The organism is Bradyrhizobium sp. LTSPM299, from assembly GCF_000938235.1.
In the GTDB taxonomy this organism is placed as follows: Bacteria; Pseudomonadota; Alphaproteobacteria; order Rhizobiales; family Xanthobacteraceae; genus Bradyrhizobium.
Map to the genome: position 1 here is coordinate 57,197 of NZ_JYMU01000008.1, position 24,987 is coordinate 82,183.

At 63.5% G+C, this 24,987-nt stretch carries 24 protein-coding genes; 9 read left to right on the forward strand and 15 right to left on the reverse strand.

From position 1 onward, the window contains the following. Positions 1-43: 43 nt before the first annotated feature. Positions 44-1,570 carry an amidohydrolase family protein gene (locus tag UP10_RS06550; RefSeq protein WP_044586556.1) on the forward strand — a complete coding sequence of 509 codons (1,527 nt, stop codon included), beginning with the start codon at positions 44-46 and terminating at the stop codon, positions 1,568-1,570. A 143-nt stretch (positions 1,571-1,713) separates the two neighbouring features. Here the strand turns inward: UP10_RS06550 and UP10_RS06555 are convergent, their stop codons facing one another. Beyond that, positions 1,714-2,451, reverse strand: a complete 738-nt coding sequence (locus UP10_RS06555) for an enoyl-CoA hydratase/isomerase family protein (protein WP_044586557.1) — start codon at positions 2,449-2,451, stop codon at positions 1,714-1,716. Between the two features lie 54 nt (positions 2,452-2,505). Continuing rightward, positions 2,506-3,027: a cupin domain-containing protein gene (locus UP10_RS06560; protein ID WP_044586558.1), complete on the reverse strand. Its 522-nt coding sequence runs from the start codon at positions 3,025-3,027 to the stop codon at positions 2,506-2,508. Positions 3,028-3,169: 142 nt separating this feature from the next. Here UP10_RS06560 and UP10_RS06565 point away from each other — a divergent pair, with 142 nt between their 5' ends. Continuing rightward, a complete protein-coding gene (locus UP10_RS06565) occupies positions 3,170-3,385 on the forward strand; it encodes a CsbD family protein (protein ID WP_044586559.1) in 216 nt (71 codons plus the stop codon). 68 nt (positions 3,386-3,453) lie between these two features. Here the strand turns inward: UP10_RS06565 and UP10_RS06570 are convergent, their stop codons facing one another. From UP10_RS06570 to ggt, 4 genes are all read right to left on the reverse strand, one after another. Further along, positions 3,454-4,443 (reverse strand): D-2-hydroxyacid dehydrogenase family protein, encoded by a 990-nt coding sequence (locus UP10_RS06570; protein WP_044586560.1) that lies wholly within the window; start codon positions 4,441-4,443, stop codon positions 3,454-3,456. A 28-nt stretch (positions 4,444-4,471) separates the two neighbouring features. Continuing rightward, positions 4,472-4,930: an FKBP-type peptidyl-prolyl cis-trans isomerase gene (locus UP10_RS06575; protein ID WP_082077000.1), complete on the reverse strand. Its 459-nt coding sequence runs from the start codon at positions 4,928-4,930 to the stop codon at positions 4,472-4,474. Positions 4,931-4,993: 63 nt separating this feature from the next. After that, positions 4,994-6,202 carry an NAD(P)/FAD-dependent oxidoreductase gene (locus tag UP10_RS06580; protein ID WP_502692171.1) on the reverse strand — a complete coding sequence of 403 codons (1,209 nt, stop codon included), beginning with the start codon at positions 6,200-6,202 and terminating at the stop codon, positions 4,994-4,996. Between the two features lie 129 nt (positions 6,203-6,331). Next, positions 6,332-7,918, reverse strand: coding sequence for a gamma-glutamyltransferase (gene ggt / locus UP10_RS06585; protein ID WP_044586563.1), 1,587 nt, complete (start codon positions 7,916-7,918; stop codon positions 6,332-6,334). 167 nt (positions 7,919-8,085) lie between these two features. Between ggt and trhO the strand changes: the two genes are divergently transcribed. Both trhO and UP10_RS06595 read left to right on the forward strand, forming a co-directional pair. Beyond that, on the forward strand, positions 8,086-8,844 hold the full coding sequence (trhO, locus tag UP10_RS06590) for an oxygen-dependent tRNA uridine(34) hydroxylase TrhO (protein WP_044586564.1): 759 nt from the start codon (positions 8,086-8,088) through the stop codon (positions 8,842-8,844). After that, positions 8,837-9,052 carry a SlyX family protein gene (locus tag UP10_RS06595; RefSeq protein WP_044586565.1) on the forward strand — a complete coding sequence of 72 codons (216 nt, stop codon included), beginning with the start codon at positions 8,837-8,839 and terminating at the stop codon, positions 9,050-9,052. Before trhO ends, UP10_RS06595 begins: the two co-directional genes overlap by 8 nt. A gap of 29 nt (positions 9,053-9,081) precedes the next feature. On the opposite strand, the gene UP10_RS06600 is transcribed toward UP10_RS06595, so the two are convergent. Further along, the gene (locus UP10_RS06600) at positions 9,082-9,969 is read right to left on the reverse strand and encodes a LysR family transcriptional regulator (protein WP_245302151.1); all 888 of its coding nucleotides are present in this window, start codon (positions 9,967-9,969) and stop codon (positions 9,082-9,084) included. A gap of 364 nt (positions 9,970-10,333) precedes the next feature. On the opposite strand from UP10_RS06600, the gene UP10_RS06605 reads away from it, so the two are divergent. From UP10_RS06605 to UP10_RS06615, 3 genes are read left to right on the forward strand one after another with little or no spacing between them, the layout of a single operon-like run. After that, positions 10,334-10,747: a TadE/TadG family type IV pilus assembly protein gene (locus UP10_RS06605; RefSeq protein ID WP_044586566.1), complete on the forward strand. Its 414-nt coding sequence runs from the start codon at positions 10,334-10,336 to the stop codon at positions 10,745-10,747. 1 nt (position 10,748) lies between these two features. Then, positions 10,749-12,419: a pilus assembly protein TadG-related protein gene (locus UP10_RS06610; RefSeq protein WP_044586567.1), complete on the forward strand. Its 1,671-nt coding sequence runs from the start codon at positions 10,749-10,751 to the stop codon at positions 12,417-12,419. Positions 12,420-12,451: 32 nt separating this feature from the next. Next, positions 12,452-12,742, forward strand: a complete 291-nt coding sequence (locus UP10_RS06615; RefSeq protein ID WP_245321677.1) for a PilZ domain-containing protein — start codon at positions 12,452-12,454, stop codon at positions 12,740-12,742. Between the two features lie 54 nt (positions 12,743-12,796). Here the strand turns inward: UP10_RS06615 and UP10_RS46325 are convergent, their stop codons facing one another. Next, complete coding sequence (locus UP10_RS46325; protein ID WP_283807627.1) at positions 12,797-12,931, reverse strand: hypothetical protein; 135 nt, start codon at positions 12,929-12,931, stop codon at positions 12,797-12,799. A 120-nt stretch (positions 12,932-13,051) separates the two neighbouring features. Here UP10_RS46325 and hemE point away from each other — a divergent pair, with 120 nt between their 5' ends. After that, positions 13,052-14,098, forward strand: a complete 1,047-nt coding sequence (hemE, locus tag UP10_RS06620) for a uroporphyrinogen decarboxylase (protein ID WP_044586568.1) — start codon at positions 13,052-13,054, stop codon at positions 14,096-14,098. 106 nt (positions 14,099-14,204) lie between these two features. Here hemE and UP10_RS06625 read toward each other — a convergent pair whose 3' ends face one another. Genes UP10_RS06625 through UP10_RS06635 form a run of 3 tightly spaced genes read right to left on the reverse strand, consistent with a single transcriptional unit; the run spans position 14,205 to position 18,461 of the window. After that, on the reverse strand, positions 14,205-15,815 hold the full coding sequence (locus UP10_RS06625) for a GMC family oxidoreductase (protein ID WP_044586569.1): 1,611 nt from the start codon (positions 15,813-15,815) through the stop codon (positions 14,205-14,207). A 59-nt stretch (positions 15,816-15,874) separates the two neighbouring features. Continuing rightward, positions 15,875-17,464 carry a bifunctional 3-(3-hydroxy-phenyl)propionate/3-hydroxycinnamic acid hydroxylase MhpA gene (gene mhpA, locus UP10_RS06630; protein WP_044586570.1) on the reverse strand — a complete coding sequence of 530 codons (1,590 nt, stop codon included), beginning with the start codon at positions 17,462-17,464 and terminating at the stop codon, positions 15,875-15,877. Between the two features lies 1 nt (position 17,465). Next, positions 17,466-18,461 (reverse strand): VOC family protein, encoded by a 996-nt coding sequence (locus UP10_RS06635; RefSeq protein WP_044586571.1) that lies wholly within the window; start codon positions 18,459-18,461, stop codon positions 17,466-17,468. Between the two features lie 262 nt (positions 18,462-18,723). Between UP10_RS06635 and UP10_RS06640 the strand changes: the two genes are divergently transcribed. Beyond that, positions 18,724-20,670 (forward strand): putative bifunctional diguanylate cyclase/phosphodiesterase, encoded by a 1,947-nt coding sequence (locus UP10_RS06640; protein WP_044586572.1) that lies wholly within the window; start codon positions 18,724-18,726, stop codon positions 20,668-20,670. A 16-nt stretch (positions 20,671-20,686) separates the two neighbouring features. Here the strand turns inward: UP10_RS06640 and UP10_RS06645 are convergent, their stop codons facing one another. The 4 genes from UP10_RS06645 to UP10_RS06660 form a co-directional block, all read right to left on the reverse strand. After that, on the reverse strand, positions 20,687-21,667 hold the full coding sequence (locus UP10_RS06645; protein ID WP_044586573.1) for a PDR/VanB family oxidoreductase: 981 nt from the start codon (positions 21,665-21,667) through the stop codon (positions 20,687-20,689). A 12-nt stretch (positions 21,668-21,679) separates the two neighbouring features. Next, positions 21,680-22,432: a GntR family transcriptional regulator gene (locus UP10_RS06650; RefSeq protein ID WP_044586574.1), complete on the reverse strand. Its 753-nt coding sequence runs from the start codon at positions 22,430-22,432 to the stop codon at positions 21,680-21,682. Between the two features lie 3 nt (positions 22,433-22,435). Then, positions 22,436-23,497 carry an aromatic ring-hydroxylating dioxygenase subunit alpha gene (locus UP10_RS06655; RefSeq protein WP_044586670.1) on the reverse strand — a complete coding sequence of 354 codons (1,062 nt, stop codon included), beginning with the start codon at positions 23,495-23,497 and terminating at the stop codon, positions 22,436-22,438. 293 nt (positions 23,498-23,790) lie between these two features. Then, complete coding sequence (locus UP10_RS06660; protein ID WP_245321678.1) at positions 23,791-24,741, reverse strand: DUF2778 domain-containing protein; 951 nt, start codon at positions 24,739-24,741, stop codon at positions 23,791-23,793. Positions 24,742-24,987: the final 246 nt, after the last annotated feature.

Below are 24,987 nucleotides of genomic sequence, written 5' to 3' on the forward strand. Positions count from 1 at the left end.
CGCGGTCCGACCGGAAACATCCGGCGCGAAGCGGGAGCGAAGTATGAGCAGCAATCTGACCGAGCAAGAACTTGCCGCCTTGATGCCCTCCGAACTCTGCCAATACCAGACGCCGATCCCGACCCAGATCGTCTCCAGCGACGAGTTCTATCCCGATCCGCAGAATGAGCGGCAGCGCGAGGTCGAGGCGCGGCTGCTCGCCATGGCCGACGATCTCGGCGGCAAACAAGGCCTCGACCGCCGAAGATTTTTCCAGACCGCGGCCGGCATGGCCGCCTCCTTTGTCGCGATGAACCAGGTCTACGGTCCGCTGTTCGACGTGACGCCGGCGGAGGCAGCGACACCGGCGATCGCCGAGGCGCGCGCCAATGGACTGAAGGACCAGTTCATCATGGACATGCACACCCATTTCCTGCGCGACGACACCCGCATCATGGGCTTCGTCGAGATGCGCAAGGCGGTCGGCAAGGCCGGGTGGAACAAGGAGCTCAACGACCACGAGCAGACCATCGAGGACCTCAAGTTCAACAACTACAAGAAGGAGATGTTTCTCGACAGCGACACCAAGATCGCGCTGATCTCGTCGGCGCCGTCGGATATCGAGCAGGACTGGTTCCTGACCAACGAGCAGATGGCCGACGCCCGCAAGAAGATGAACGACGAAGCCGGCTCGCGCCGCGTGTTCTGCCACGCCATCTTCACGCCAGGGCAGCCCGGCTGGCTTGACAAGCTCGATGCCGCGCTCGCCCTGAATCCGGAATCCTGCAAGGGCTACACGATCGGCGATAATACCCACAAGGAGATCAGCCGCTACCCCTGGCGGCTGGACGACGAGAAAGTCACCTACAAGGGCTATGAGAAGATGGTGAAGGCGGGCATCAAGAATGTCTGCGTCCACAAGGGCCTGTTCCCTCCCGGGATCGAGAAGCAGTATCCGAATTTGCGCGGCTTCGCCGACGTCGCCGATGTCGGCCAGGCCGCCAAGGACTGGCCGCAGCTCAACTTCGTGATCTATCACTCGTCCTATCGCCATGTCGGCGGCGATCCAAAGGTGGCGCTCGCCGAATTCGAGCGCACCGGCCGGATCGCCTGGACCTCTGATCTCGCCGACATCCCCGCGCAATACGGCGTCAATAACGTCTATGGCGACGTCGGGCAATTGTTCGCGACCACGCTGGTCGCCGAGCCTAATGTCTGCGCCGCGCTGATGGGTACCCTGATCAAGGGGCTCGGCGTCGATCACGTCTGCTGGGGCACCGACGCGTTGTGGACCGGCGCGCCGCAATGGCAAATCGAGGGGCTGCGACGGCTGGAAATTCCCGAGGTGATGCAGAAGAAGTTCGGCTACGCGCCGCTCGGCCCAGCCGACGGCCCGGTCAAGACCGCGATCTTCGGCGACAACAATGCGCGGCTCTACAACATCCAGCCGAAGCGCGCGATGCTGGAGCTGAAGGACGATCGGTTCGCGATGATGAAGGCGCAATATGAGAAGGCCGGCGCCGAGCCGTCGAATACGCGGTACGGCTACGTGGTACCGACGACGCCGATCGATCACACGGTGTTTGTGTGACTCTCCCATCGTCGTCATTCCGGGGCGACGCGCAGCGTCGAGCCCGGAATCCATTTCACCGCATATCGCGTGGCGGGATGGATTCCGGGCTCTCGCTTCGCGAGCCCCGGAATGGCGAATGCGGTGAGAGCTGCGTCTTACCGCTAGTTCCCCGTGAACGTCGGCTTCCGCTTCTCTGCGAAGGCCTTCACGCCTTCCTTGAGATCTTCGCTGTCCCTAACTTCATCGAGCAGCCGCCGCACGTCGGCGACGGTTTCCAGAGGTCCCTTCGGCATGGCCTCACGCGCCAGCTTCTTCAGCGCGCGGACCACCAGCGGCGCATTGCCGGCGATTTTCGCGGCCATCTCCTGCGCCATCGCGAGGTGCTGGCCTTTTGGCGCGACCTGGTTGACGAAGCCTATCTGGAAGGCGCGCTCCGCCGACATTTCCTCGCCGACCAGCAGAAATTCCATCGCGATCTTGTGCGGCATCCGCGCCATCACCGATGAGACGCCACCCGCGGTGGTGCCGATCTTTCCCTCGGGATAGATGAAACGCGTCGTCTCCGACGCCACGCACAGATCGGCCATCTGGACCAGCACGAAGGCGCCACCCACGACCCAGCCGGATGTCGCTGATATCACCGGCTTGTCAAGCTCGACACCAAGACCAGGTACCGCGTGCCACATGTTGACTGGAAGATCAGCGACATCGGCGCCGACCGAGAAATACTTTTCCTCCGATGAAGCCAGCACCGCGACACGATCGTCGCTGTCGCGAAAGCGCAACCACGCGTCACGCAACTCCGTACACAACGCGTTGTTGAGCGCGTTGTGCTTTTCGCTGCGCGCCATCGTAATGGTCGCGATGTGGTCGGCGCTCTCGTAACGGACGAGCGTCATGCGGACCTCCCCTGGCTTGTCGTTATTCTTTTTCGTCGCGGCCGCGCCGCGCCTTTATTTTGTCTCGTCGGGATGCCGGTGCACCGGGTCGACCCACAGCACGTTTTCCGGCTTCTCCACCGGCTCGATGTCGAGGTTGATCGCGACCGCCTCGCCGTCGGAGCGCACCAGCACGCATTCCAGCACCTCGTCGCGGCTGGCGTTGATTTCCTGGTGCGGCACGTAGGGCGGCACAAAGATGAAATCGCCGGGGCCGGCTTCGGCGGTGAACTGTAGCTTCTCGCCCCAGCGCATCCGCGCCTTGCCCTTCACGACATAGATGATGCTTTCGAGATGGCCGTGATGATGCGCGCCGGTCTTGGCGTCAGGCTTGATGCTGACGGTGCCGGCCCACAATTTCTGCGCGCCGACGCGGGCGAAATTGATCGCGGCCTTGCGGTCCATGCCCGCCGTCGACGGCACGTTCGGATCGAGCTGGTTGCCCGGAATGACGCGTACGCCGTCGTGCTTCCAGCGCTCATCGTCGTGATGATGATCGTGATCGTGGGGGTGGGGGTGATCGTGGGAACCGCTCATTGTTCCTGCCTTCGCCAGTTAAGTTTTCGTGCGGAGAACGCTAGCGAAAAGCGCGCGCGCAGGCGAGCGGAAAATAGGAACATTTCATCGTGCGAGCGCGTTGCCTGTCCGACGACTCAACGCATTCCGGAAGGAGAAAATCATGAGCAGCACCACCGACAAGATCAAGGGCACAGCCAACGAAGCAATGGGCAAGGCCAAGCAGAAGATCGGCGAGGCAACCGGCTCCGAGGAGATGCAGGGCGAAGGCGCGATCCAGGAAGCCAAGGGCAAGGGCCAGAAGGCCGTCGGCGACGCCAAGGAGATCGCCAAGGACGCCGTCAACCGGGCGGCGAACGCGGCTAGCAAGAACCTCTGATCGCCCAATTGTGAATTGAGAGAAAGACCGGCCCGATGGGCCGGTCTTTTTTCGTGCCTATCGGCTGGTCAACCGCGCGGGCGGGCCTTCGCCAACACGTCCGGATTGACGACGTTGGTCGGCGTGCCATCGGCAAAGGCGACGATCTGATCGAAGATGTCCGTGAACTGGATTTCATACTCGTCGCGCGAGACGTAACCGAGATGCGGCGTGCAAACCACATTGTCCATATTGAGCAGCGGATCAGACGTGTTGCGTAGCGGCTCCTTCTCGTAGACGTCGATCGCGGCCATGCCGGGGCGGCCTGCGCGCAGCGCATCGACCAGCGCGTTCGGCTCGATCAGCGGCGCGCGGCTGGTGTTGACGATCAGCGCCGTCTCTTTCATGCGCGCAAGGTCTTCGGCCTTGACGATGCCGCGGGTAGCGTCGACCAGCCGCATATGCAGCGACAGCACGTCGCATCGCGCGAAGAAATCCGCCTTGCTGCCGGCGGTCTCGTAACCGTCGGCACGTGCCTTCGCCAGCGTCGCTTCGCGCGCCCAGACCAGCACGTTCATGCCGAAAGCCCTGCTGTAGCCCGCGACCACGGCGCCGATGCGGCCATAACCGTAGATGCCGAGCGTCTTGCCGCGCAGCGTGCGGCCGACGCCGATCTGCCATTTGCCTGCCTTCAGCGCCGCCATCTGCTGCGGGATCGCGCGCGTCGCCGCCAAAATGAGACCCCAGGTAAATTCGGCCGTGGCGTAGGACGGCGTATCGGCGTGCTGGCCCGACGAGACGATGATGCCGAGCCGCGTACAGGTCTCGATGTCGATATGCGGATAGACGCTGCGCTGACTGATCAACTTCAATTTTGGCAGGCGCTCCAGCAGCGGAGTACGGATCTGCGTTCGCTCGCGGATCAGTACCAACACCTCCGTGTCGCGCAACCGCTCGGCGAGTACATCGACATCCTGGACATGATCGTTCCAGATCGTAACGTCGTAGCCGTCGAGCTTGTGGAAACAATCGAGAGTGCGCAGCGTGTCGAAATAATCGTCGAGGATCGAAATCTTCACCGCTGCGCCTCCCGTTGCTGCATGCTGGCTATTTCACGCCCAGCAGTTCGACGTCGAACATCAGCGTCGCGTTCGGCGGAATCACGCCGCCGGCGCCGCGCGCACCGTAGCCGAGGTTCGGCGGGATGATCAGCGTGCGCTTGCCGCCGACCTTCATGGTGGAGACGCCCTCGTCCCAGCCCTTGATCACATGGCCCTGGCCGATCGGAAACTCGAACGGCTCGTTGCGGTCGACGGAGGAATCGAATTTCTTGCCCTTCTGGCCGTTCTCGTAAAGCCAGCCGGTGTAGTGCATGACGCAGGTCTGGCCGGGCTTCGGCGAGGCGCCGGTGCCGACCTTGCTGTCGGTGATCTGAAGGCCTGAGGCTGTGGTCATGGGCTTTCCTGCGGTTTGGGCCGCTGCCATCTGGCTGGCAACGGGCGTGGCGACTGCCGCCGCAAGGCCGGCGAACGCAGTCCTGATAATCGTGCGTCGGGAAGATCGCATCTTGTACCTCTCGTGAAGGATCGCCGTCTCTAGCCCAGCGAACAGCAAATCTCTAGCCGTTTTTCAGTGACCGGCCATGCCGCTATCGCGGCCCAGCGCGAAATCATCTAGCAAGGGCGAGGACCCGCCTGCGATGAGATCGCCGATCAGTTGCGCGGCCAGATAGCTGAACGTGATGCCATTACCGCCGTAGCCATACGCGGCATAGACGCCCTTCGCCCCGGGGACAGGACCGATCAGCGGCAACCCATCGCTGGTGGTGTCGAAGACGCCGGCCCAGCTATACTCGATATCGGTTACTGCGATCGGCCAGAGCGCGGCGAGACGTTGCGCCAGCCGGCGCGACTTCTCCGGCATCAGGCGGTCGCGGGCATCGGGTGCGACGATCTCCTCGCTGTCCTCGCCGCCGATGATCATGCGACCGGCCGGCGTCGTTCGCGCATAGAGATAGTCCCTCGCGTCCTCCCAGATCAGCGCGCCATCCTTCCAGATATTCTGCGGCTGCGGCGTCGTTGCAATCGCCCAGCTCGATGACACCGTCTGAAGCTTCGAGTGGACGATATCAGGCATCACATAGCCGGTCGCCAGCACGACGGCTTTCGCGGCAATCTCGCGACCATCCTCAAATCCCACCGTGGCCGCCTCGCCTGCGGGATCGAATGTGACGGCCTCGGCATCGAACAACTGCGCACCGCGCGCGGCCGCAAGCCGGAGCAGACCGCGGGCCAACTGGAGCGGATCGGCATCGGCCGCACCTGAAGATACGATCGCTCCGGCACGCGACATGCCGTAGGTCTCCAGCAGTTGCCCGTGATCGAGGAAGTCGCCAGGCAGGCCGGCGCGCTGGCGAAGCCGATGTTCGTCGAGCAATTCGGCCGCGGAGCTGCCGGCCGCCAGATAAAGCGAGTTCTTCTTCCTGATCTCGCCTGGAAGATTGTGGTCACGAACCAGCGCTATCAAGCCGCTCACGGCGGCGAGGCTCGCCCGATAGGCGCGCGCCGCACGCTCGAAGCCGTAAAGCGCCGTCAGCTCGACCAGCGGACGATCTATCTCCCACAACAGCATCGAGGTGCTCGCCGCGGTGCTGCCGCGGCCGGGCCGCTCGCGATCGACGATAATGACGTCGAGCCCCTGACGCGTCAGGCGTTCGGCAACCAGCGAGCCGGTGATGCCGGCGCCGATGATGAGTACATCGCAGGCCAGATTTTCGCTGAGCTGCGGACGCTGCGGCTGCTTCGCGGCGGCAAACCATGGCGAAGAGCCGCCGTGCAGATCGGCCTGGTCGGTGTCATCGGAATCGAGGATACGGATGATGGGCCTCGCGGGGAAAGGTTGTCAGCACCAACCCCCGCGACAACGCCTTGTTCCGTGCCGACCCGTCGCTGCTAGGCGACGCGCCGATCAATAACCCAGCGCGCAGCCGTCCTTGCGCGGATCGGAGCCGCCGGTCAGTGTGCCCTTGTCCCAATCGATCCAGATCGCCTGGCCGCCGCCGAGCGGCCCCACCACGCTGGTGGTCTTGTGTCCGATTTTCTTGAGACCCTCGACGATCTCGACCGGCACGCTGTCCTCGAGCTGGTAAGCGCCCTCGTAATGCAGGCCGCGCGGCATATCGATCGCCTCCTGCACGTCGCAGCCATAGTCGAGGATGTTGGTCAGCACGTGGGTCTGGCCGACCGGCTGATACTGGCCGCCCATCACTCCGAACGGCATCACGGCGCGCCCATTTTTGGTCGCAAGCGACGGAATGATGGTGTGCAGCGGGCGCTTGCCCGGCGCGATGCAGTTGGGGTGTCCCGGCTGGATGCGGAAACCGCCGGCGCGGTTCTGCAGCAGGACCCCGGTCTTGTCAGACACGATCGCCGAGCCGAACGAATGCGCGATCGAATTGATGAAGGAGCAGACGTTGCGCTCCTTGTCGACCACGGTGATGTAGACCGTCGACGGATTCATCGGCGGCGCGACATTCGGCAGGTCGAGCAGCCCATCCATCCGGATGTTCTTGATGTGCTCGTCGGCGAACTCCTTCGCGAGGATGCCGGCGACGTCGACATGCGCGTGCTGGGGATCGCCGATATACTGCTCGCGCATCATGTAGGCGATGCGCGCGGCTTCCGCCTCGAGATGGAAGCGCTCGACGCTGAGCGGCTTGAATTTGATCAGGTCGAAACGCGACAGGATATTCAGCATGACGAGCATGGTGATGCCCGGACCGTTCGGCGGGCACTGCCAGACGTCGTGGCCCTTGTACACCGTGCCGATCGGCGAGGTCGTCTCGGTCGAATGCGCGGCAAAATCCTCCAGCGTGTGCAGGCCACCGATCCGGCGCAGCGTGTCCACCATGTCGGCCGCGATCTCGCCGCTGTAGAAGGCATCGCGGCCCTTTTGCGCGATCACACGCAAGGTCTTGCCGAGCTCGGGCTGGCGGATCACGTCACCGGCCACCGCCGGCTTGCCGTGCGGCAACAAATAGCGCTCGGTGTTGGTGCCGTTCTTCAGCTTCTCGAACTGGTTCTTCCAGTCGAAGGCGATGCGCGGCGCAACCACATAGCCCTCTTCGGCGGCCTTGATCGCCGGCTGCAGCAGCCGGTCGAAGCCGAACTTGCCGTGATCCTTCAGGATCACATCCCAGGCATCGATTGCGCCGGGAATGCTGACGGCATGTGCCGATGTCAGCGGCACCGAGTGGATATTACGCTCGAGATACCAGTCGACGGTCGCGGCCATCGGCGCGCGGCCGGACCCGTTATAAGCGACGATCTTGCCCTCGCCCTTGGGCTGGATCAGCGCGAAGCAGTCGCCGCCGATGCCGGTCGATTGCGGTTCGATGACGCCGAGCAGCGCGCAGGCTGCGACCGCAGCATCAGCCGCGGTGCCGCCCTCGCGCATGACCTCGATGGCCACCAGCGCCGCCTCCGGATGCGATGTCGCCACCATCGCGTTCTGGGCATGGACCGTGGAACGGCCGGCGAAATGGAAATTCCTCATAACGGAGTGCTCGCTTAAGTGATTTTCGGGCGCAGATTCCAGTGATCGCGAAGTACATGACACATTCATCCCCGGCAGGGCAATGCCTGGCATGCCAGATGAATTATCACGATAACGCATGGCTTTGCGGGGTTTCGCGCGCCTTGGCGGCCTGATAAACCCCCGCCATGCCCCTCAAGGTCGCCGCCTTCTACCAATTCACTGCGTTGCCGGATCTCCGCGCACTTCGCCAGCCCCTGCGCATGCTGTGCGCCGGGCTCGGCCTCAAGGGCAGCGTGCTGCTCGCGCCTGAGGGCATCAACGGCACGATTGCCGGCACGGCCGATGGCATCGACGGCTTCGTCGCGGAGCTGCAGCACGGGCCGCTGTTCGGCGGCCGCCTCGCCAATCTCGAGCTGAAATTCTCCGAAGCCGCGCAGATGCCATTCCAGCGGCTGAAGGTGCGGTTGAAGAAAGAGATCGTGACGCTCGGTGACGGCACGGTCGACCCGACACGGCGGGTCGGCACCTATGTCGACGCCGCCGACTGGAATACGCTGATCGCCTCTCCCAACACGCTGCTGCTCGACACCCGCAACGCATTCGAGGTCGCCATGGGCACCTTTGAGGGTGCGGTCGATCCCGGGATCGTGAGCTTTGGGCAGTTCAAGGAATTTGCGGCGCGCCACCTCGATCCAACGAAGCACCGGAAGATCGCGATGTTCTGCACCGGCGGCATCCGCTGCGAGAAGGCCAGCGCCTATTTGCTCGCACACGGTTTCGCCGAGGTCTATCACCTCAAGGGCGGCATTCTCAAATATCTCGAGGAGACGCCGGAGCGGGACAGCCGCTGGCGCGGCGAATGCTTTGTGTTCGACGAACGCGTCGCGCTCGGGCACGGCCTGCGCGCGCGCGGATGCGACAGCGAAAGCGCCGGCCATGAATGATGCCGCAATGCTCAGCGAACGGATCGATGCGCTGGAAGTCCGGCTGACTTACCAGGACGAGACCATCGAGACGCTGAGCCAGACCATCACGGCCCAGTGGAAACAGATCGACGCGCTGACCCGCCAGATCGCCGCACTGCGCGACCGGCTTCAGGAAGCCGAACAGCATGCGCCGGGCCCCGCCAACGAGCGCCCTCCGCACTATTGACCAGCGCCGCCTGCGTGGGACGACGCCAGCTACAAATTGCTCACCTGGCGCAGCGGTTTTGCGCCATTGAAGAACAGGCTGGACAACCGCTGCACCAGCGCCGTCGCGTGGCTTCCTTCGAGACCTGGACGCACGCACAGCAGTCGCTTCTGGACCGGCAATTCCGGAAGATAGTAGTCCTTCGCCGAAACGAGGAACGGTGGAATCATTCGCTCGGGGCACGCCGTCAGGCCGTATCCGGCCCGCGCAGCTTCGAGTCGCAACTGATGATTCGGGCTTCTGAACACGATCTTGTACGAGATATTGTGCTTGGTGAGCGTACGGATCATCCAGTCGTCGCCCGGCCACGCCAGGATCGGGATCGGCGCCCCCGGCCGCAGAACAAAATCCCGTGACCGCACCCACGCCGAACGCTCTTCGACCTCGTTGGCTATAGTGACTTCGTCTTCGGAGTCGAGTGACGGATTTTTGTAGACGAAGGCGATGTCGATGTAGCCGTCGATGAGCCCCCTGATGATGGCCGGCGACATGTCGGCATGAACCATGACATCCGTGAGTGCCTCGGCTGGCTGCAGCTTCAGAAACTCCTCGGCGAGCATTGTACTGATCCCCAGCCTCAGCGGCTGCGGTCCTTCATTGTTGCCACCGAGCCGAAGCAGTTGGTCATTCGCTTCAAGAATGCGCCTTGCTTGCTGCACGGCGACCTTGCCGAGCTCGGTGGTTGTCGTGCCGTTCGCTGTCCTCACGAACAGTGCGCCACCAACCAGGCTTTGCAGGCGCTTCACCTGCGAGCTTATCGCGGGCTGACTCAGGCCGAGACGCTCCCCGGCCTTCGACAGGCTTCCCGTTTCAGCGATGGCAACAACAGTGCGAACGATCTCGGTCGGAATATTCAAATGTTGACGTGGTCTGTGCATCGCGGGCGCTCCAATTCTCAGCACGGGACGCAATTACGAACTCGATAGTATGTGATCGAGCTATACTAACATTTGGTTGCACATTGGTTTAGCCGCAATTTGCGGCGAGCATGTTCATATGCATCGTTACGTGCATTGCCACGTAGTGCTACGGTATCGGACGACCGAATTTACAGACTCGCACCGGATTTTTGCGGACACCGCATAAGATTTTTTGATCTCTCCATCAAGTATCGTGCCCCCCATAACGCGTGGTGCGTCCATTTGCGCGGATCACCGGCCCTGATTCGCGGAAGGAATCTCATAGTTTTCCTTAATCTAAGGCTCACAACGTGGCGCCACCGTTTGCGTTTCGAGGTGTGCCATGATCCGTTTTTCTCGCTGTCGAAGCGGCGCGTCGGCCGTCGAATTTGCACTGCTGCTGCCGCTGTTTCTCGCCTTCATATTCGGCATCGTCGTCTTCGGTTCGTATCTGGCGATGGTGCATGGCGTTCAGCAACTCGCCGCCGAGGCGGCGCGTTCATCGATCGCAGGAATGACCGACACCGAACGCAACAGCCTCGCCACGAGCTACGTCGCCGCAAACGCGTCGACCTATCCTCTTCTGATCCCCGCCAAACTCTCGGTTAGCGCTGCGCCTTCGGCGGCGAACGCAAACGTCTACGTCGTGACCGTGAATTACAATGCGTCCGGCAACTTCATCTACAGCCTGCCGTTCGTTCCTGCTCCGCCGAGCACCATCGTCCGCTCGGCCGCGATCCAGTACGGAGGATTCTAAGATGGCCGCGATCCTGATGCTGTTGCGGCGCTTCCGCGCCGATCACCGGGGAAACTTCGCGATCATGAGTGCGGGTCTGATGACGCTCGTCATTGGATGCGCGGGCCTTGCAGTCGATCTCGGTACGATCTTTGCCGATCGGCGAAAGACGCAGAGCACGGCTGACCTCGCCGCGATCGTCGCCGCCAGCAACCTGACCAACGCGACCAACGCCGCCACCGCGACGGTGACCCAGAACAACTATCCGGCCAGCGCGCTGGTCAACGTCCAACTCGGAACATACACCGCGAACCCCGCGGTCGCGCCACAATCCCGTTTCGTGACCCCGGCGATCGGCACCGCCAACGCCGCGCAGGTCACGCTGAACACCAAGACGCCGCTCTATTTCGCGCGCTATTTTACCGGCTCGAACAGCTATACGATCCAGACATCAGCCACCGCGACGTCCACCGCGATGGCCTCCTTCGCCATCGGGTCGCGGCTGCTCTCGCTCAACGGAGGGCTTGTCAATGCGATGCTCGGCAGCATGCTCGGCACGACGCTGTCCCTGTCCGTGATGGATTATAACTCCCTGATCAGCGCAAAGATCGACGCGCTGGATTTCCTGTCAGCACTGGCAACGCGGATCAACCTGACCGGCGTCACCTATGACACCTTGCTGACCGGCAACGTCAAGGTCTCCGACATCATCGCTGCCGCGCTGGCGACCCAGCAGGCCACCAACGGTGCGAACTCCGCGACGACAGCGCTATCGACGATCACCCAGGCCATGACCGGCGTCACGACCAAGATCACGCCCGGTTCGCTCATCGACGTCGGCCCCTTTGCCGACCTCACGGTGGGGCAGAAGCCGAAGCTCGGCGCCAGTGTTTCGGTCTTCGACCTTGTTTCCGCAGTGGCGCAGATCGCCAACGGTAGTCATCAGATCGCGACGTCGGTCAATCTCGGCTTGCCCGGTATCGCCAATGTGTCCGTGCTCGCGACCGTCGGCGAGCGGCCGGTCGGATCGAGCTGGGTCGAAATGGGCAAACAGGGCGTAAGTGTCCACACGGCCCAGACTAGGCTGCTGGTCTCGATTCAGGTTCTCGGCAGCGGCCCGGTCTCCACCATCAACCTGCCGATCTATGTCGAGGTCGCCTCAGGTACGGCGACGCTCAACGCGGTGTCTTGCGGTCGTCCGAACATCAACACGTCGCAGGTCACGGTCGGCGTGACGCCGGGAATCGTGGATGCATGGATCGGCGGCGTCACCCCCGCTGACATGACCAACTTCACGACCAAGCCGAATCCGCCGCCAGCGACGATAGTCAATCTCGGTCTTATAACGGTCGCCGCCCTCGCCCATGCCGGCATGGGCAACACCACGCCGACGAATGTCAATTTCAGCTATAGCGACATTCAATCGGGGGTGAAGAAGACGGTGACGACGACCAATTTTCTCTCATCGTTGACAGGTAGCCTGCTGGGCGACCTCTCGCTCACCATCAATGTCGGTCCGCTCGGGCTTCCGATTCCGGGATTGGGTGGGTTGGTCACAGGCATCTTGAACGGTGTGACGAGCCCGATCGATCAGGTGCTGGCATCCTTGCTTGCAACGCTCGGCATCGGCCTGGGCCAGGTCGACGTCTGGGTCTTGGGTATCCGGTGCGACGGGGCGGTTCTGGTGAACTAGGGGAACGACCACGACGGGGGTAGGAGACTGCTGTGAATACGATCCTGAAGAAATACAAGACCGACAGTCATCGGACCATTCTGATGAAGCGCGGCGCGATCTTCTTCCGCGACACCAGTATCGGATGCCTCGTGCTCAATATCTCGACCGGCGGCGCGGGGCTCGCCGTGGAAAGCGACATGGCGATTCCGTTCGCATTCGACCTAGAAATCGAGAACGAACCGATCCGTCGGCGCTGCGTCGTCGTGTGGCGTCTCGAGCGCCGGCTCGGCGTGACCTTTGAGTTCGATCGGATGCAGCGCCCCGAGCGAGGACCGGTTTAGGCCGTGGCTGGCCCGGGGTGGCCTCCTTCCGGGAGGCCGCCCCGCCCCGCGGTATCACGCGTGCAGTACCAGCCACAGCGCTGTGGCAATGATCGCCGCCACGATCACGCCCCATACCACGGGCCCCGTCGTCTTCGAGCCCCCGCTGCGCGGCGAGTCATTCGCCGCATGATTGAATTTCTCAGCCATGTGGTCCTCCATCCCAGCACAACGCGCCCGCTTGAGCCGGAGTTCCACAATCGACTTGGCCTGTTGCGATGCAGCGTGTATCACGGGCAACAAATTTCGACTGTGATCAGGAACTTTCGCTTGCCCCAGGATTCCACGACGAAGCCTTTCATCGACGTCTTGTCGGGCGCCCGGCAGAGCGTTCCACCGCTGTGGATGATGCGGCAGGCCGGGCGCTATCTGCCGGAATATCGCGAGCTGCGCGCCAAGGCCGGCAGCTTTCTCGATCTTTGTTTCACGCCGGACTATGCGGCTGAGGTCACGCTGCAACCGATCCGCAGGTTCAATTTCGACGCCGCGATCATCTTCTCCGACATCCTAGTGATCCCCTACGCGCTCGGCCGCTCGGTGCGCTTCGAGGCCGGCGAGGGTCCGCGGCTCGATCCGCTGGCAACACCCGAGCAGATCGCAACGCTCGCCACGCGCGCGGATTTTAGCAAGCTGGAGCCGGTCTATGAGGCGCTGCGCCGTGTCCGCCGCGAGCTTGCGCCGCATATCGCGCTGATCGGCTTTTGTGGCGCCCCGTGGACGGTCGCGACCTACATGGTGGCCGGACAAGGCACGCCGGACCAGGCGCCGGCGCGCATGCTCGCCTATCGGCATCCGGACGCGTTCGCAAAAATAATCGACGTTCTGGTGGAGAGTTCGATCGAATATCTCGTCGGCCAGCTCAAGGCCGGCGCGGATTGTTTGCAGATCTTCGACACCTGGGCCGGGGTGCTACCGCCGCGTGAATTCGCGCGCTGGTCGGTCGAGCCGGCCAAGCGCATCGTCGCCGGCGTGCGTAAGCAGGTGCCGGACGCCAAGATCATCGGCTTTCCGCGCGGCGCCGGCGGGCTGCTGCCGGCCTATGTCGAGCAGACCGGCGTCGACGCGGTGTCGATCGATTGGGCGGCGGAACCGTCGATGATCCGCGAGCGCGTGCAGACGCGCGTTGCCGTCCAGGGCAACCTCGATCCGCTGGCGCTGATCGCCGGCGGCGCGGCGCTCGACCGCGCGGTCGACGACGTGCTGGAGAATTTCGGCAGAGGACGGCTGATTTTCAATCTCGGCCACGGCATCCAGCCGGACACGCCGATCGCCCATGTCGAGCAGATGGTGAGACGGGTGCGGGCGTATCGGGGATAAACCTGTAGCCCGGATGGAGCGCAGCGTAATCCGGGGACCTTCGCTCCAAGCGGCCCCGGATTTCGCTTCGCTTCATCCGGGCTACCAAGCTACAGCACCACACTCCCTACCGCGCGTCCTCCAGAATCATGTCCGACGCCTTTTCCGCGATCATGATCGTCGGCGCGTTGGTATTGCCCGACATCAAGTCCGGCATGATCGACGCATCGACCACGCGGAGCCCCTCAATGCCCCGCACCTTGAGCCGTTGATCGACCACCGCGAGCGGATCGTTGCCCATCCGGCAGGTCGAGGTCGGGTGATAGACCGTGCTGCCGGTACGGCGACAGAACTCGAGCAGATCGTCATCGCTGACCACCTTGGCGCCGGGATCGACTTCATCGACGGCATAAGCCTTCAGCGCCGGCGCGGCCAGGATCTTGCGCAGGATGCGCATGCCGTCGATGAAGGCGCGACGATCGGTCTCAGTCGCCAGATAATTGATGCGGATTTCCGGCGGCATGCTCGGGTCTGCGCTTCTGATCTTCAGCGAGCCGCGGCTCTCGGGGCGCAATTGGCAGACCGACGCCGTGAAGCCCGGGAAGGGATGCAGCTTCTCGCCCATCTTGTCGGTCGAGAACGGCAGGAAATGGATCTGGATATCGGGCGAGGCCAGCCGCGGGCTGGTCTTAAAGAACGCGCCCGAGGTGCCGGCCGCGATCGTCAGCGGCCCCTTGCGCAGCGCGGCGTACTGAATGCCAGCCAAGGCCCGGCGAATTGGGTGGTTGACTACGTCGTTGAGCGTGACCTTTTGCGCGCAGCGCGTCACGATACGTACCTGCATGTGATCCTGCAGGTCGTTGCCGACACCCGGCGCATCGAGCACGATTTCGATGCCGTGCTGCTTCAACAGATCGGCGGGACCGACGCCGGAGAGCTGCAGCAATTGCGGCGAGTTGTACGCGCCACCAGACACCAGGATCTCCTTGCGCGCCTTTGCGGTGCGCAGCCGGCCGTCCTGCCGGTATTCGACCGCGCTAGCGCGCCGACCCTCGAACAGGATGCGCTGGGCCAGCGCCGAGGTTTCGACCTGCAGATGGCCACGCGCGATCGCCGGGCGCAGATAGGACCGTGCCGTAGAGGCGCGCCGGCCGCGCCGTGTCGTGGTCTGGAAGAAGCCCGCGCCCTCCTGGGTCGCGCCATTGAAATCGGGATTGGTCGGAATGCCGGCCTCGGCCGCCGCAACAACGAAGGCTTCCGACAGCGGATCGTGGTGCCGCCAGTCGGACACGGGCAGTGGGCCGCCGCTGCCATGATATTTGTCGGCGCCGCGCTGCTGATCTTCCGCCTTCCTGAAGTAGGGCAGCACGTCATCATAGCCCCAGCCGGCATTGCCGCGCTGACGCCAGCGGTCGTAGTCCTCGTGCTGGCCGCGGACATAGAGCAGGCCGTTGATCGAGCTGGACCCGCCGAGCACTTTTCCGCGCGGCTGGAACACTTGCCGCCCGTTCAGGCCGGGCTCCGGCTCGGTCTGGTACATCCAGTTGACGGATTTTTCCTTGAACAGCTTTCCATAACCGAGCGGGACATGGATCCAGATGTTGGTGTCCTTCGGCCCGGCCTCAAGCAGCAGCACGGAATGCTTGCCGTCGGCGCTCAGGCGATTGGCGAGCACGCAACCGGCCGAACCGGCACCGACGATGATGTAGTCATATTCCGCCGCATCTTTATTGTTCACTGGTTTCCCCCGGGACGTCTTTCTCCCGGTGGTACAGACAAAGGAGCGCTTTGAAAAGGCTAGCGCCCTGCGCTCAGGTTCTGGAGCAGTTGCTGGACAAGCATATTGAGCTCGTCGGCGCTTTCCGCAGCAGCAAAGACATAGCGGTCAGGCCGCACGATCACCGCGGCGACGGCGTTTTGCCGCATCCAGTCGGCAAACAGCCCGTCACGCTCGACCACGGTCAGGATACCATTGACGTCTGTGCTCTCACCTGACGTCGCGATGACGACGCGCTCGCCGGACAGACGCTGCCACCCGGCACGCGACGCATCCGACAGCCAGGCCATCGGCTCCGCTGCCGCCGTCACGATCGCGAATTCCGGCTTGAGCAGATCGTCGAGGCGGCAGACGCCCCCATTCGGCGCACGCACATGCGGTTGAACGAACAGCCGCCCGGCGAGCTTCGCATCTTGTGCAATGAGGCCAGACACAAGATCAGGGATGAACTTCTGCCTGATCGTCTCGGCCCTGCCGTCCTTCAGATCGGCGCGCAACCGTGCGTCTCGTTCGGCGGCCGCAGCGGGGTCGAGCTCGCCGATAATCGTACCGAATTCCTTGGCACTGGCGACGACAGCGCAGACATGCGGCTTGCGCTCGATCTCGTAGCTGTCGAGCAGCGCATCGTCGGCGTCGCCGCGTAACACCAGCTTGAGCTTCCAGGCAAGGTTCACGGCGTCGCGGATGCCGGCGCAAAGCCCCTGCCCGAGGAAGGGCGGCGTCTGGTGCACAGCGTCCCCCATCAACAGCACGCGGCGCTCACGCCAGCGCTGCCCAAGCAAAGCGTGGAAACGATAGACCGCCGAGCGCCAGATGGTGAGGTCGGAGATGTCGGTAAAGCCCTTGAGCAGCTTGACGACATTGTCCGGCGCGCCGGTTACCTCGGGATCCTCGCCCGGCAACAGCTTGATCTCCCAGCGCCGCAGATTGCGCGGGCCCGGCACGAAGGTCCCGGGGCGCGACGGCCAGCAATACTGAAAGCTCTTGGCCGGCCGCTTGGCGGGCTCGCTGGTCAGCGTATCCACCACCATCCACCACTCGTCGAAGGCGAGATCTTCCAGGCCGATGCCAAGCTGCTTGCGTACAAAGCTGTTGGCCCCGTCGCAGCCGACCAGATAGCGCGCACGGATGGTCAGGTCTTCGCCAGACTCACGGCGCGCGATCAAGGTCACCACGCCGTCGTCCTGCCGCAGCGACACGCCCGCAGCCGCGAGAAAGACATCGGCATTCGCAGAACCAGCGAGCTTGTCGCGCAGCGCCTGCTCCGCCTCCGGCTGCACAAAGGTGACGTTCGGGGTCCAGCCGAGCGGAAACGGCGGCGGCATCGGGTCGAACATCTTGATGATCTCGCCGTCGACGCCGAGATAGTGCGAGCCGTTGTGCGGAGCGATCGCCTGCTCCATGACATCGCCGAGCCCAATCGCCTGGAATACGCGCAGCGCCTCATGGTCAAGCGTGATCGCGCGCGGCTTGTCGTAGATATCAATGGCGCGCTCGACGATTGCGACGCTCAACCCGTCGCGCGCAAGCAGATTGGCGAAGATGGCGCCGACTGGCCCGAGGCCGACGATCGCCACGTCATAGACGGAATTCTCGACGGACATGGACATGCTACTTCGCGAGATAGGTCTCGAGCGTCAGCGGCTTCGGCTTCACCTCTGGCTCGCGGATCGCAACATCGGCAAACGGCGTCGCCTCCTCAAACCAGGCCTGCCGCGCGGGAAGGCCCCAGGGGAACGAGAGCGTATGGTCGCTCGGGTCCCAGCCGACCGGCTCGTTTTCGATATCCATGATCTGGTAGTGGGTGTTGAACAGCTCGACGCGATGTCCATCGGGATCGCGCATATAGACATACATCGCATGGCCCGGCCCATGCCGTCCCGGGCCGCGTTCGACCGATGCGCCATAGCCGAGTTCGCCGGCGAGATCGCAGGCTTGCAGCAAATGATGCACCTCGGGCGCGAGGAATGCGAAATGATGCAGCCGCGGTCCGGCACCATTGAAGAATACGATGTCGTGCGGATTGCCCTTGCGCTGCAGGAACACGCCGCGCAGATCGTAGGTACCGGCCGGCGCTATGTATTCGCTGAGGCGAAACCCCGCAGCCGTGTAGAATTCGCAAGCCTTGCCCACGTCGGGGGTCAGCACCTGATAGTGATCGAGCCGCAACGCCGAGCCACCGGCGTGACGGGTGAATTTGGTGATCATCCGCGGCACCACCGGCATGGTCGCGCAAAATTCAAGCGGCGTGCCGGCCGGATCGATCGCCTGCAACGTGCGCCCCTGGTGCGGCACCTCGGCCCACACAGCCCGACATCCATGCGCCTCGAAGAAGGCCTTCAACCGATCGAGGTCGTCATCCCTAAAGACCCGCAAGCCCAGGCGCGCACAGGTGGCGTCCTTGCCCTTGCGCAACACAAGACTGTGATGACAGGCCTCCTCAACCCCGCGGAAATAGAGCGCATCGCCCTCCTCCGCGGTCAGGATCAGGCCGACCACCCTTTCATAGAATCGCCGGCTCGCCGCGAGGTCGCGGACATCAAGGCCGACATGGCTGGCCCGCGTGATGCGAAATCCCGGATCGTGGTTGGTCATCGGGAGGTTCATACGCGCACCTTCTGGTTTGCCGTCGCGGGAACGCGACTCTTCGCGAAAAAACGCGGGGGATCAAGCGAGGTGGCGGACGGCAGGTTTTGCCGGGCGCGCCATCTCCCCGCGCATTTGTATCGATTTGTTAGCAATGCCCGGGATTGGAACCCGAAGGTGGCGTTGCCGTGGCTCGATGCCTTCGAATAGTTCATAGTTTGTCAAAGGTTTGCGGAGAATTCTGCGGTCTGGCGCCGGGCCCAATCGCGCAAGCAGCGTTGTAATGCGTACGTATCTGAGATCATATGCCGCGAAGCTGTTCGCGGGTGACCTGGCGGCATTCGGCGCACCACCGACGGATGAAGCCCTCGCAGGTCACATCCGTGCCGAGCAGATCTCGCTCGTGCTCGGCTATTCGGTCGGCATCATGCTGGCCAATGCCTGCAACGCCCTGGTGCTCGCGGTTGCGCTGTGGCAGTCGCCCGATTGGATCTTTGCCCTGATCTGGGCGGCTGCCGTGATCAGCGCGGCAACGTTCTTCGGGCTGCAGGCGCGCGGGTCGCGGCGCATCGCAAAACCGGAATTCGTATCGCGCCGAACCATGTACCGGCTGGTGCGCAATGCGCTAGCGCTCGGTGCGACCTGGGGCATCGTCCCGGTCGCCTTCTTCGCCGACGCGTCGAGCGGCGGACAATTGGTCATCACCTGCCTCTGCGCCGGCATGCTCGCGGGCGGCGCGTTCGCTTTCGCCACCATCCCGATCGCCGCGATCGCGTTCACCGCGCCGATCTTCCTCGGCACGGCGATCTGCCTCGGCAGGGACGGCGACTTCGTCTATCTGCTGATGGCCGTCCTGGTCGTGGTCTATGGCGCCGTGCTGCTGCGCGGCGTCTTCGTCAACTCGCTCGAATTCAGGCGGCGCATCATCGCGCAGCACGACGCCGAACGAACAGTGCGGCAGGATCCGCTGACGCATCTGCCGAACCGTGTTGCCTTCAAAGAGACGCTCGACGGTGCGCTGAAACGGCTGGCGCGGTCCGGCGAGGAATTCGCCGTGCTGCTGCTCGATCTCGATCGCTTCAAGGAGGTGAACGACAGGTTCGGCCATCCCGCCGGCGACGAATTCCTGGTCCAGGTTGCGGCCAGGCTGCAGCGCTGCACGCGTGCGGCTGAGCATGTCGCCCGCATCGGCGGCGACGAATTCGCGCTGATCATGTTCAACCTGACCAGGACGGAAGACGCGCTTGCGATCGCCGAGCAGTTCGTGGCGGCCTTTGCCGATCCGTTCCTGATCGACGGATACGAGATATCAGGTGCCACCAGTGTCGGCATCGTGCTGGCGCCGCGGGACGGCAACACGCCCCACGACCTGCTCAAGCATGTCGACATCGCGCTCTATCGGGCGAAGAAATCCGGGCCCGGCAGCATCTGCTTCTTCGAGGCTGATGACGACAAATCGGCGCGTGACCGCAGGGCTCTGCAAGGCGACCTCGAGCACGCCATCGAGGCGGACGAGTTGTTTCTCGTCTACCAGCCATTCCTGGATCTCCGCAAAGGCCGCATCACCGGCTTCGAGGCCTTGCTGCGCTGGCAGCATCCGGTGCGTGGCCTGATCCCGCCGACCGTCTTCATTCCCATCGCCGAGGAAAGCGGGCTGATCCATCAGCTCGGCGAGTGGGTGATCCGCCGCGCTTGCGCGACGCTGTCGCGCTGGCCGGACGATATCAGGATCGCGGTGAACGTCTCAGCAGTGCAATTCCAGAACGTGGGCATCCTGCAGACCATCGTGCAGGCGTTGACCGAGGCGAATGTCTCGCCGAACAGGCTCGAGATCGAAATCACAGAATCGATGCTGATCTCGAAATACGGATCGGCGCCCGCGATCCTGAACGCGCTGCTCGAGCTCGGCCTGACTGTTGCGCTCGACGATTTCGGCACCGGGTTCTCCTCACTGACCTACCTGCGCAAGCTGCCGTTCAGCCGCATCAAGATCGATCAATCCTTCATCCGGGACATGCTGACCCAGCCGGATTGCGCTGCGATCGTCAAATCAGTGATTGCGCTAGCGCAGGACCTGAACATCGGCGTCGTAGCCGAAGGCGTCGAGACCGCCGAGCAGCTCGAATATCTGCGCCAGACCAGCTGCGACGAGGTTCAGGGTTATCTGATCGGCCGGCCGATGTCGCTCAACGAGATCTCCACCCTGCAGCGATCCGTGCACGCCGCGTAGCGCGAGCGACTACCTGTCAGATCGCGTCGGCGCGGTGCAGCGTGTCCAGTGTGATGCTGCCGCGGGCACGCGAGACGCAGGCGCAGATCTTGCTGCTCTCCCGCTTCTGGTGGTCGCTGAAGAAGACATCGCGATGGTCGATCTCGCCGTCGATGGCGACGACGTCGAGCGCGCAGACGCCGCATTCGCCGCGGCGACAATCGCTCATCACCTCGTATCCGGCCTCGTTGAGCACGTCCAGCATCGAGCGTTCCCGCGGAATCACCAGCTCGACGCCCTCGTCCTTCAGGCGGACGCGGAACGCCTCGGTCGGGAGCAAGCCGCTCGATCCAAAGGTCTCGTAGCGCAGGTCGATGGTGGGCTTCCCGGCCGCCTCCCAGGCGTGCCGCGCCGCATCCAGCATCCGCATCGGTCCGCAGAACAATGCCATCGCATCCTGCGGCAGTGCCGCGAATACTGCGCCGAGATCGAGTCTGCGGCCCTCGTCGCCGGCATGGACGACGAGGCGATCGCCGAGCAAGGCCTCGAGCACATCAAGATAGGCCGCGTCCTCGCGCGAACACACCGCGTAGTGCAGCGTGACGTCGACATCGCGGCGGGCGAGCGCCTGCGCGGTGCCGACGATCGGCGTGATGCCGATGCCGCCCGCGACCAGGCAAAAATCTTTGCGCGTCCAGTCGAGCTGGACCAGCGACGCCGGCCGCGTGATGGTGAGGCGGGCGCCCGGCTCAAGCGACCACATGTAGCGCGAGCCGCCCCGCGAATCCGGCGCGCGGCGGACAGCGATCCGATAGCCCTCCGGATCCACCTCGCCGACCAGCGAATAGGAGCGCGTCTCGGGTTGGCCATCGACAATGACGCCGACCTGGATATGGCTGCCGACGGCATAGGGCGCGGCTGCGAATCCGTCCGGCTGCAACAGGAACTCGCGAATGCCGGGCGTGAGGTCGCGCGTCGCGACCAGCGTTGCAGGCATCCAGGTTTCGATGAAGCGCATAGAATTCTCCGCTCAGTCGGCCACCGACCTGATCAGCGCCAGCGCAGGCAGCAGATCGAGATGGGTGCGGTTGCGCAGTGCCAGCCGCAGATTACGCGCGGCAAGCCGGGCATGCTCGCGCATGATCGCTTCGGCCCGTGCGCCTTCGCGGTTCTCGATGGCGTCGACCACGATGCGATGATGATCCTGTGCGATCAGCAGGATTTGGTACGCCTCAGGTAGCGCCGATTGCGCCATCACGAAGCCGCTTGGGGAAGCGAACGGCAGCGCCGAAGCGCGGTCGATCTGCCGGATCAGCGGCGGGCTGCGCGACAGCTCCGTGAGCAGCGCATGGAAGCGCGCATTCAGCGCGACATAGGACGAGAACGCCTCCACCGAAATCGGGTCCTGACGCACCAGGCCGTCGATCTCGCCGAGGCACTCCTTCAACGGCTCGAGATCGCGCGCGGAGACGCCGCGCTCGGCGGCAAAGCGTGCGGCAAGCCCTTCCAGCGTGCCGCGCAACTCGATCGAATCGAGAATATCGCGCTCGGAGAATGCCTTGACCATGAAGCCGCCGGAGGGGATTGCCTCCAGCAGGCCCTCCTCCTCGAGCCGCACCAGCGCCATCCGCACCGGCGTGCGCGACACGCCGATGGTTTCCACCGCCTGCAATTCCGAGATGCGTTCGCCCGGGCGCAACCCACCCGACAGGATCAGGTCACGCAACGCGAGTTGCGCCCGCACGGTCTGCGACACGGAACGATCGGTCTCGCGTTCCGCCATGACCTACTCCGCGGCCTGCAAATGCTGCGGCGGATTCTGCGGTGGGTTTTCCTTGGCCACCATGCGATCGATAACCCGCCGCGCCCACATCGCGCCGGCATCGATATTGAGGTTGTAGAACACGCGGTCCGGATTCTCGTCCATCGCGCGCTGCTGCGCCTCCAGGATGATCTCGTCCTCGTGGAAGATGCCGGCGACGCCGTCGCGGATTTCCGTGGTCAGGCGCTGCTCGGTGAGGCGGTGGTTGCGGACGAACGCCCAGAAGTAATGGCAGGTCGTTTCGGTCTCCGGCGTGATGGTGTTGAGCACATAGCCGTTGATGCCCTGCGAGCGGTCACCCTCCGGCGCACCTGATCCCGCCGGCGCCACGCCGACGTCGATATTGACGGTGCACGGCGCCTCGAAGCGGATGATCTGCCAGCGGTCGACCGGGCCTGGCTTCTGCAATTGCTTGGCCCAGAACGGCGGCGCCTCGATGCCCTTCATCCAGCGCGTCACCGTCACGGTTTTTTCGCCATGGCCGACGTCGAACGGCGCCTCGGCGACCGCCTCATTGCCGATACTGGAGCCGTGCACGAAGGTCTCGTGCGTGAGGTCCATCAGATTGTCGACCACGAGGCGATAGTCGCATTTCACATGAATGGTCTTGCCGTCGCCGGCCCAGGCCGGATCGTGATTCCAATGCATGTCGGGCACCAGCGCGGGATCGGCGAGCGCGGGATCGCCCATCCAGAGCCAGACGAAGCGGTGGCGCTCGACCACCGGATAGGCGCGCACGCAGGCCGATGGATTGATGGTCTCCTGCGAGGGCATGAAGGTGCAGCGGCCCTGCGCATTGTATTTCAGGCCGTGATAGCCGCAGACCAAAGTGTCGCCGTCGAGCCGGCCCTTCGACAGCGGCACCAGGCGGTGCCAGCAGGCATCCTCCAGCGCCACCACCTCGCCATCGACCGTCCGGTACATCACGACATGCTTGCCGCAGATCGTGCGCGGCAACAGCGCGTGCTTGATGTCGGCGTCCCAACCGGCCGCGTACCAGGCGTTCATCGGGAAGGGTTTTGACATCGGATCCTCGCTCAAGGAGCACTCTTGAATACTCTATGTATACAATAACTTCCTGTCAAACACAAATATTTCGAAAAAATGCTCATTTCCAACATTTGTGTATACAAAAATTGATAATTGTTTCCTGGCGCGGCTGCGCAGCAGCCTCAAACCAGCTTCGCAATGCGCAATTTTCCAACCCTTCCATCAGCGAGGTCGCACTACGCGAGGTGTTCTCTCGCGCGTTCCGACGCGCCAACGGCGCCTCCCGCGCTGGACACGACGGGATGCATTAAGCTCTGACGGAAAGGGATTTACGAGTTCGACGGCGAACGGGTCGAGGCCGACTGCGTGTCCTGGACGCTGATCACGACGGCGATGCGCCTGATCATGCCGCTGCGATAGGCCTGCAGGAATCTGTCGTAATTCTTGACCGAGATGCAGCCGTTGGAGTCACCGTTCGGACCGAGCATGTAGCTGTGGACGAGCAGACCGACGCGTCCGAACGTATCGCTGCCGTCGACAGGCGTCATGCGCAGCGCGGGCACGCCGTGGAACAGCTTTTCGCGCGGCTTCATCTCGTAGACGCCGGGCGGCGTCGCCCCGGCGTTGCGGGCGTTCACATGTGACGGATCGTCCAACAGGTTGCCGAGACCGGAATGGGCCTCGAACTTGGTCCCGTCGGGCATGTAAACGACGCGCGCGGTGATGTCGTAGACCGCGGTGGTGCTGTCATAGCCGAGCGCGCCGAGATCGGGGCTCGGGCCGGACAGCAGCCCGCCATTCGGATCGAGCGACGCCAGCTGCAGCTTGCCCGGCATCATGTCGGCGACCTTCTGCAGGAACGTCCGGTTGTCGGCCTGCTGCACCGGCGCCGGCGGCGGCGACTGATCGTTCCGCGCGAGCAAATTGGCCTCGGCCGGCCGGGCTCGCGGCATCGGAACCCCGGCAACTGCAGCTGCGGCCGACTGGCTCGGCAGATCGGTCTGCGACTCACGCAACTGGCCGGCCAGTGCGTCTTCGATGTGACCGAATTCGGATTGGAAATCGCCGCGGTCCGAACGGATACCGCGGCGCGATGGATAATAGAGCGAAGCCGAGCTAAGCGTGGAACGGGAGCCGAAGCGATCGTCGAAGGTCAGCGCTGCGCTCGTATTCGCAAGCGCCGGTCCGTGCAGCCACGCGGTGGGATCAAGGCCAACCATCCAGGCGGCGAAGGCAGACGACAGGGCGAGCGCGCCGACGGCAAATGCCGTACTGCCCACCAAAGAGATGCCGCGGCTTAATAACCCCCGCCCGGCAGCTTTCGTCGTTCTCTGACCCATCCATCCCCAAGTCGGTGGTCTGGGGCCTGTTCCGGCCCACGCGGGATTCACCGAATGCTCATCATATCAGGGAATTCGAGTAAGGCATATTCGTGACCGGAGGGGCCAGGGTAGGTTTTTTTTAGCCTCTTTGGGGGTGGGAAATGCCGGAGAATCAGTATCCAAGCGGCTGAAATGCCGGGAAAA